The following is an 8,458-nucleotide window of genomic DNA, read 5'->3' as shown; positions in this document are numbered from 1 at the left end:
TAGATGAAACTGAAAGAAAGAAACTTGAGGATATCGCCCAAGGTTGGGGAATGAGTCTTTCGTCAGCCTTAAAAAGATTAGTTAGAGAGAAATAAAATGTTGAAAAGATTTAATGACCCGCATCATGATCGAGAATATTGGAAGCGGTTAAAACCGCACGGGTAGGCTTTCCCCCGCGCTCTAAAGAGACGCGGCTCCCAGCCTTCCCGCGATCCCCTGGTGGGGAATTTGGGATTAATCGTTTGGAATCACGGGTGGGTGAGGGTTTAGCATTGCTAAACCCCTCCAATTATGGATGGTAGATGAGCGATGGCAATTTATTATTGAAAATAAACAAGCAATACGCATTTTCTACAAATATAGAAAAGCGATACACCAATCTTAACATTTTCCCACAAACGTAGGGGTTTAGCAGTGCTAAACCCCTACAATGCTTTAAGCACTAACTAAATAATAGCCAGGGAATTCATTCCCAGACGGGATAGGGGTTTTTACGACTGATTACACCCTACAATTAAACGCCGGCGTGACCTAATGCAATACCCGTCACCAACATTCCCAACACCAAAAATGGTTGAGCGCTGGCTTGATATTTGACATCATTGGCTATGGGGTCACGGAGAAAATACATATCTTGGAAAGTGATTTGGGGAATGATTAATAATACGAGAATCGCTGCATATAAATTCTCGTGAATACTCACCAAATAACCTGCAACCAAACCTTGAAATAGGTCAATCGTGACGACACAAATCAAAGCCGCATTTTGGATGCCAAACATAACTGGTAATGATTGTAATCCTAATTGGCGATCGCCTTCCACACTTTTAAAATCATTAACAATGGCAATCCCCAAACCTGCCAAACTGTAAAATAGAGTCAGAATGACAATTTTCCAATTCAATTCCCCAAATAAAGCATGACCAGCCCACCAAGGTAAAGCAATGTAACTTGCACCTAAAGCATAATTTCCTAACCAACCATTTTGTTTTAATTTTAATGGTGGTGCAGAATAGATATAGGCGATGAAACTACCAAAAACAGACAACAGTAAAACGTTAGGAACTGAATGACCTGCCCATAAATCTAAGGTGTAAGCCACTCCATATCCTAATAATAGTAAAAGCACGAATTGGCTAATTACTTGCTTTTCCGAAATTCTCCCCGAAGGTATGGGACGATAAGGTTCATTAATCGCGTCAATTTCCCGGTCATAATAATCATTGATGGTTTGGGTATAACCAGCCAATAAAGGACCCGAAAGCAACATACACAGGGCAGACTTCAAAACATTTTCTAAAGTCCAGGTATAGTTACCAGAAGAAGCCGCACCGCAGACCACACCCCAAATCAGGGGAATCCAGGTAATCGGTTTCATCAATTGCAAGCGAATTTTCCAAATAGAAGTTTCTCCAGCACTTGCACCTTTCATTCCCAGCAGTTGCCGAGTTTTCGCATTGCGGTCTTCGGTGATTGTCACCTCTGGATTTGGAGATTCTATCGCCTCATTCGGCTGCGAATTGGGATTAACGGGAGTTGATTCAGACATAAGGTGTAATGGTAATTGGGGAAGAGGTGATTGGTAATAGGTAATGGGTAATTGGAAAACCTTTTACCCATTACCCATTACCTATTACCTATTACCTAAAAAGAAATTATCAAATAACTATTTTGAAACTTTGCACCCGTCACAGGTTTACCACTTAAAGCCGGGGGCAGGAAGATATTACGTCTTTGATCTCCGGCTTCTACTGTAACCTCTGGACCTTGTTGAGTGAGTTTTACCTGTTTTTTGTCAAAACCAGGTAAAAATAGGCGTACTTGGCGATTGTGTACGTCAATTTCAATGGGTGGGTTAGCTTGTAATGCTTGTTCAACAAGGTTGGGTAAAGCATCTATCAGAGGTTGCCATTCCCCATTGACAACATCAGGAACTATGCTCACAGGTAGAGGTGCAAATTCCTCGGATAAATTAGTATTTTCTCCACCAGGAACTAAAATTGCTCCACCAACAGTTAAACCAATTTGTTGAGCGCTTCCCCACAGATAACGGGAATTGGCCACATCAATAGGTTCAGATGTTGTTACCAAAAAAGCAGCAACCCGCCGAGGATTAGCTAAAGCTGCTTTACCTTCTTCGAGGAAATTATTAACTTGGTTGGTGGGTTGAGAGAAATTATCAGCAGTCCAATTAAAATTGAAAAGGCTACTAATTAAAGGTTGAATTAGGGGTGATTCAGAAATTGTTTTCCCTAAATCAGAGTTAACAAATAATTGCCGAAATCGTCTGACATACCAACTTAAAGATTCTGGCATTCCCAACATTCGCAAACTAGCAGCATCACCCGTGCCATCATAAATAATCGCGTCATATTTGCCACTGGCATCATATTCACGAATTGCATTGAGAGCGAGGGCGTTATCCATGCCCGGTAATACTACCAGTTCTTGCCCATAAACCGCTTTAAAAATTGGTGTGCGGAGGTATTGAGCCTCCAATTTTTTCGCTTCCTCCCAGTTGCGTTCTAGCAGTACAGATGCTTGAAACTGTACTGCTTGCAGATTGGGAGAGATGTCCTGGGGGTCAGGAGTCAGAGTCGTATTGAGTAGAATTGACAATGTTGGATCTGCTAGTCCTGCTAGGAGTACCCGTTTACCTTGTGTTGCCAAACTAATGGCTGTGGCGATCGCTATCTTACTGCGAGCGATGCCGTTTTTGCCCAAAAACGTCAGTATCAAGGCCATTACTTAATTTCCAATTTTGCCGATCTTGTCAATAACAACTTAGCACTCAACCAATCTTCTTAGCCTCTGCTATAAGTTGTTTTGACTAAGCTGGTCTGATTTCATCTTCAAAAAACCAAGTGGAGGAGTTGTCGTCAAACTTGACTACCACACCAATTCCCCGACCATCTGTGACTTTGTAGCCCTCGATAATGCCGATTTCTCCGAGTTTTTGAGCGATAGTAGAGGATACGCGATCGCGCAAACGAATCACCTTAACTTTCTGTCCGATGTCCATGATCTAGTTAAAATAAAATAATCCAAATCTCAGTGTAGCTGAATCTGGCACTCTGTTTTCAATGGTTTAAAATTAAATCAGTAAGCAAGTAGGTATACTCTTATGTTTGTTACAGCCCAACAGCTAGAACAACAAATGCCCGATGCGACTCGGTTATTAAGTGATGAGCCGGAAATGGAAAGTTCTTTACATTATATGCAGTTACTCATCCTAGTAACTAGCTTAGAGTGGTTATGGCGTGATCAAAATGATTTTTTTATTGGTGCAGATCTAAGTATTTATTTTAGTCGTCAACAGTTAAAAAATCGAGAATTTAGAGGTCCAGATTTCTTCCTAGTTAAAAATACAGAAAAACGTCCCCGCACTTCTTGGGTTGTCTGGGAGGAAGACGGGCGCTATCCCGATCTCATTATTGAATTACTGTCAGATAGCACAGCAAAAGTTGACCGCAATTTAAAAAAAGTTCTCTATGAAAGTCGCTTTCGTACCCCTGAATATTTCTGGTTTAGCCCGGAAAGTTTAGAATTTGTGGGTTTTAAACTGGTAGGCAGTCAATATCAAGAAATTGTTGCTAATAAACAGGGATTACTTTGGAGTGAAGTCCTGAATTTATATTTAGGTGTGGCAAATGGTAAACTCCGCTATTTTACATCTGAAGGTGAGTTAGTACCAACACCAGAAGAAGCAGCGACAAAGATCCAAAAGGAAGCTCTTGTTGCTCAAAATCAAGCCCTTGCAGCCGAACAGCAAGCTCAGGAAGCTCAAAATCAAGCCCTTGCAGCCGAACAGCAAGCTCAGGAAGCTCAAAATCAAGCCCTTGCAGCCGAACAGCAAGCTCAGGAAGCTCAAAATCAAGCCTTTGCAGCCGAACAACAGTTAGCAGGTGAAAGAGAGAAAGTACAAATTTTGGCAGCACGATTGCGATAGCGCAAGCGCTGACTTGTCAGTTCGCTGGGAATAGATCCTGATAGTTTAAGGTAAGTAAATATGTATCAATATAATCCACCCTTGTCGCCAAAAGAAACCATGCCGACAATGTATGATTTACCCAGTGAGTTAGTAGAAGAATCAGGATTGCCGGAGGAATTTCATTGTATTCAAGCAGATTTACTCAGTGAAACTTGTCAAACTGTCAATAGGGCTGAAAATGAACGTCAACGAGCAGATAAATTAGCAGAATATTGGCGATCGCTAGTACAAAACGGCATAAATAAACCAACCATTCTAAATCCTCCAAAAGCCTATACTGTCTTAATTTTGACTTTTGACTTTTGACTTCCGCCTTGCGATCGCTAGGCGTAAGTGAGTTGGCGTTAAAAATTGTCGTTATGGCAAAGCAAGAGGCAATGGGCAAGAGTAAAGAAGTTTTCGGCGATTTTACGTTTCTTTACACAGTTTGGTTTTATTGTGTTCACATACTTAGGGACTTCCAATTAAAAAAATCCCCAAAAGTTTCTTGTGGTGCGGGCCGAAAAGCCCGCTAATTACCAAGGACAGGCAGGATGCCCATCCCACAAAATTAGTTTTAAAACAGTACCTAGCAGGAAGACAAGCAACGGTACTCGCAAATCAATTTTTATACTATGCTCAAAGTTTTCCGAAATTAAGAGTAGCGCCAGATGTGATGGTAATTTTTGATGTGCCACCTGGGGGTAGAGATAATTATAAGGTTTGGGAAGAAGGTCAAGTTCCCCAAGTTGTCTTGGAAATGACTAGTGCCGGAACTCAAAGGCAGGATCAAGAGCAAAAGAAGTTATCGTATGAACAATTAGGGATTTTAGAATATTGGTTATTTGACCCGAAAGGAGAATGGATTAACAAAAAGTTACAGGGGTATCGTTTACAGGATGAGATTTATCAACCCATTACCGATAGTTTATCTCAGCCGTTGGGATTGCGTCTAGAAGTGGAAGGGGAGCTTTTAAGATTTTACCGTCTTGATACAGGTGATAAATTACTCATACCCACAGAATTGGCAGAAAAGGCTGAAAGTGAACGCCAACGGGCTGATGATGCGGAGGCTAAAGTAGCAATTTTGGCTCAACGGTTAAGGGAGTTAAGTATTGACTCTGATAGTTTGTAAGTAATTACCTGAGATAGATAAAATTTCACTTAGGAATCACCAAAAAATAAATTACCCAATTTTGTGGGATGGGCATCCTGCCTGTCCTTGGTAATTAGCGGGCAATTCGTCCCGCACCACAAGAAACTTTTGGGGATTTTTTTAATTGGAAGTCCCTTATCTGAAAATTAATCGTCAACAATTGCACTCGTATGGTATAGAATGCCAAAATGACTTTTTTCCGGTGTGTAATGGTGCTATAAGAATGACACTTTCCCTGAAAGATAATTTAAATTGGTTACAAGTGCAGCGTTATTGCGAACTCCTGCACGTCTTAGTTGGACGGACGCTGAAAGTCCGTTATCGGGGGTCTTTTCTGGGGGTTTATTGGTCATTATTGAACCCATTGATTATGACAGGGTTGTATACTGCCATCTTTGGTGCTACCTTTGCATCCTACTATGGTAACTCCATCATTAACTATATGCTGGCAGCGCTGACAGGACTGTTAGTAATTAATTTTTTCTCCGCTTGCACATCCCAAGCTTTAACCAGCGTGGTCGGCAATGGAGCATTATTAAATAAAATTCGCTTGCCGGTTAGTGTTTTTCCTGTATCAATGATTTCGTCCAATGTCTTTCAGTTTTCAGTGGGAGCATTTCCCTTACTAGCAATTATGACATTGCTTAATTCCAAAAGTCTCATCAATGTCATCGCTTTAGTATTTCCATTTTTAGCATTAATTTTAGTTTCTACAGGAGTCGGTTTTTTAGTCAGCGCTTTGTACGTATTTTTCAGGGATTTACCTTACTTTTATGAATTAGTAGTATTTGTAATTTGGATTAGCAGTCCGATCTTTTACCCAGCAGCTATTGTTCCCAAGCCGGTAAAACAGTTTTTAGGTTTGAACCCCTTATCCCCAATCATCGAAAGTCTCCGTCAGATTACATTATCAGGTTCTCCACCAGATTTAGGTCTGATTTGGGGGGCTTTACTGAGTGGCATCATTATTTTAGCCTTGGGATGGACTTGTTTTCACCTATGGCGGCATCAATTTATGGATTTGCTGTAAGAGGATGTTTTAAAAGTTTTTAATGTATAAACAAACCCCTCTCCAAACCTCTCCCCGAAGCGAGGAGAGGCTTTGAAACCCCCCTTCCCGGCCTTCGGCACGCTGCGCTAACGTAGGGAAGGGGGCAGGGGGGTTAGGTTTTTGGAGATTATCGGTTTCATCTAATACTTTTCAAACAACTTCTAAGAGGATGTTTTAAAAGTGGTAAGTAATGGGACAAAAATATTTACAGTCATTGCGAGGGAGGGGAAGCAATCACAACCCTGGCGATTGCTTCCCTTCACTTCGTTCCATATGGCTAACGCCACGCCACGCTAACGCAATGACATTGTGTAATTAATTCTGTCTCACTACTTATTCCGTAATTTTCATCACATTGCTACCCCCTTAGTCCCACCTTTACAAGGGGGTTAGGGAGGGGTAAAAAATATTTGATACATCAACCATAACTTTTCAAACACCCTCTAACATAGCTATCGTTTGGTAATTGCATAGACTAGAACCCGATAGTTTATAATTAACCAAAGATAGTAATTTATCCTAATAAAATCTATGGCTTTAACCGCACAAGAAATAGAAGCATTAATGCCAGACTGCACTGAACTACTCAGCGACGAACCAGAAATGGAAAGCTCCTTACACTATACACAACTATTAATATTAGTAACTTGTTTAGAATGGTTATGGCGTAATAGAGAAGATTTTTTTATCGGTGCAAATCTTAGCGTTTACTATAGCCGACAACAGTTAAAAAATCGAGACTTTAGAGGACCAGACTTTTTTCTTGTTAAAGATACGGAAAAACGTCCACGTCTTTCTTGGGTAATATGGGAAGAAGATGGTAAATATCCCAATGTAATAATTGAATTACTTTCTGATTCTACAGCGAAGGTAGATAAGGGATTGAAAAAACAGTTGTATCAAAATCAATTCCGCACCCCTGAGTATTTTTGGTTTTCCCCAAATACCTTAGAATTGGTAGGATGGCGATTAACAGACAGTGAGTATAAAACTATTCCAGCATCAGAAAATGCCTGGTATTGGAGTCAGGAGTTAGGTTTATATCTAGGGGTTTGGGAAGATAAGTTAAGATATTTTACTGTTGAAGGAAGATTAGTCCCTACACCAGAAGAAGCTAATTTAGAAGAAATGAGAAAAGCTGAGGTTGAATATCAAAGGGCTGAGGTTGAATATCAAAGGGCTGAATCTGAACGTCAAAAGGTTGAAGTTGAACGTCAGCGTGCTGATGACGCAGAGAATAAAGCAGATGTTCTAGCGCAAAAATTAAGGGAGTTAGGTATTGAACCCGATAGTTTATAAATCGCGGGGCTTTGCTTAGTGGCATAATTATTTTAGCCTTGAGACAATACCTTGTCCATTTCCTGCTTTGTTGGGTTAAGCGACAGCGCAACCCAACGCTCATGTTGGGTTTTATGCTAATTGCTCCGCGAACGTTCACGTTCCACAACCCAATCTACAAATCAAGGCTTTTTTGCAATTTGGACAAGGTATTGCTGGAGATGGACTTGTTTTCACCTGTAGTGACATCAATTTATGGATTGGCTGTAAATGGAAGTAATACGTTTGGACAATGTTTCCCTGTGGAGAAGGACTCAAGAGGAATTTTCCTATGATTTAAAAAAAACCCTCCTATCTGTGGTAGAGGGTAAATATCGTCAACCTGCGAAGAAATTAGTTTTAGATAATATTGACTTGGTGGTTGCGAAAGGAGAAAAAATAGGTATAATAGGCTCTAACGGTTCTGGTAAATCCACTCTGTTAAAGATAATTTCTGGGATTTTACAGCCTACCACTGGTACTGTCAGAGTCCGAGGTCAAGTTGCGCCTTTAATTGAATTAGGAGCAGGTTTTGATGCGGAAATCTCTGTAATGGACAATATCCTCCTTTATGGTGTATTGTTGGGTTTTTCTAGGGCTGAGATGAAAGCAAGAGCGCGTTCTATTTTGGAATTTGCAGATTTGGAGGATTATGCCTTAGTTCCAGTTAAGGGTTTATCTTCAGGTATGGTGGCTCGCTTGGGCTTTTCTATTGCGACTGATGTACAACCAGATATTTTGATTTTGGATGAAGTTTTATCTGTAGGAGATGAGAGTTTTAAGAATAAGTGTAAGCAAAGAATGGATCAGTTTTGGGATGGTAATGCTACAGTGTTGGTTGTGTCCCATGATTTAGAGTTTGTGAAGCAGTGTTGTCAACGTGGAATATTCTTACAGAAAGGTAAAGTTATCTTTATTGGAGATGCAGATGAAGCTGTAAAATACTATTTTAAACAGATTTAGT

At 40.5% G+C, this 8,458-nt stretch carries 9 protein-coding genes; 6 read left to right on the top strand and 3 right to left on the bottom strand.

Annotated features, from left to right (window positions below; all coding sequences use genetic code 11):
• Positions 1 to 514 precede the first annotated feature (514 nt).
• The 3 genes from chlG to IQ228_RS15540 all read right to left on the bottom strand — a co-directional run bounded on the left by chlG (position 515) and on the right by IQ228_RS15540 (position 3,022).
• Positions 515 to 1,549, bottom strand: a complete 1,035-nt coding sequence (gene chlG, locus IQ228_RS15550) for a chlorophyll synthase ChlG (RefSeq protein WP_027404157.1) — start codon at positions 1,547 to 1,549, stop codon at positions 515 to 517.
• Positions 1,550 to 1,644: 95 nt separating this feature from the next.
• Complete coding sequence (locus IQ228_RS15545; RefSeq protein ID WP_027404156.1) at positions 1,645 to 2,745, bottom strand: ArsA family ATPase; 1,101 nt, start codon at positions 2,743 to 2,745, stop codon at positions 1,645 to 1,647.
• A gap of 85 nt (positions 2,746 to 2,830) precedes the next feature.
• Positions 2,831 to 3,022: a DUF2862 domain-containing protein gene (locus IQ228_RS15540; RefSeq protein WP_027404155.1), complete on the bottom strand. Its 192-nt coding sequence runs from the start codon at positions 3,020 to 3,022 to the stop codon at positions 2,831 to 2,833.
• Between the two features lie 102 nt (positions 3,023 to 3,124).
• Between IQ228_RS15540 and IQ228_RS15535 the strand changes: the two genes are divergently transcribed.
• From IQ228_RS15535 to IQ228_RS15510, 6 genes are all read left to right on the top strand, one after another.
• Positions 3,125 to 3,949: a Uma2 family endonuclease gene (locus IQ228_RS15535; RefSeq protein WP_027404154.1), complete on the top strand. Its 825-nt coding sequence runs from the start codon at positions 3,125 to 3,127 to the stop codon at positions 3,947 to 3,949.
• A 60-nt stretch (positions 3,950 to 4,009) separates the two neighbouring features.
• Complete coding sequence (locus tag IQ228_RS15530; protein WP_193963441.1) at positions 4,010 to 4,297, top strand: hypothetical protein; 288 nt, start codon at positions 4,010 to 4,012, stop codon at positions 4,295 to 4,297.
• A 208-nt stretch (positions 4,298 to 4,505) separates the two neighbouring features.
• The gene (locus tag IQ228_RS15525) at positions 4,506 to 5,105 is read left to right on the top strand and encodes a Uma2 family endonuclease (RefSeq protein ID WP_257122129.1); all 600 of its coding nucleotides are present in this window, start codon (positions 4,506 to 4,508) and stop codon (positions 5,103 to 5,105) included.
• A gap of 244 nt (positions 5,106 to 5,349) precedes the next feature.
• Positions 5,350 to 6,156 carry an ABC transporter permease gene (locus IQ228_RS15520; RefSeq protein WP_027404152.1) on the top strand — a complete coding sequence of 269 codons (807 nt, stop codon included), beginning with the start codon at positions 5,350 to 5,352 and terminating at the stop codon, positions 6,154 to 6,156.
• A 552-nt stretch (positions 6,157 to 6,708) separates the two neighbouring features.
• The gene (locus tag IQ228_RS15515; RefSeq protein WP_193963439.1) at positions 6,709 to 7,476 is read left to right on the top strand and encodes a Uma2 family endonuclease; all 768 of its coding nucleotides are present in this window, start codon (positions 6,709 to 6,711) and stop codon (positions 7,474 to 7,476) included.
• A gap of 249 nt (positions 7,477 to 7,725) precedes the next feature.
• Complete coding sequence (locus IQ228_RS15510; protein WP_193963437.1) at positions 7,726 to 8,457, top strand: ABC transporter ATP-binding protein; 732 nt, start codon at positions 7,726 to 7,728, stop codon at positions 8,455 to 8,457.
• The last annotated feature ends 1 nt before the right edge of the window (position 8,458 follow it).

The sequence above is a fragment of the Dolichospermum sp. LEGE 00246 genome, from assembly GCF_015207865.1.
In the GTDB taxonomy this organism is placed as follows: domain Bacteria; phylum Cyanobacteriota; class Cyanobacteriia; order Cyanobacteriales; family Nostocaceae; genus Dolichospermum; species Dolichospermum heterosporum.
The sequence above is the reverse complement of the archived record's forward strand: the minus strand, read 5'-3'. Positions and strand labels throughout refer to the sequence as shown.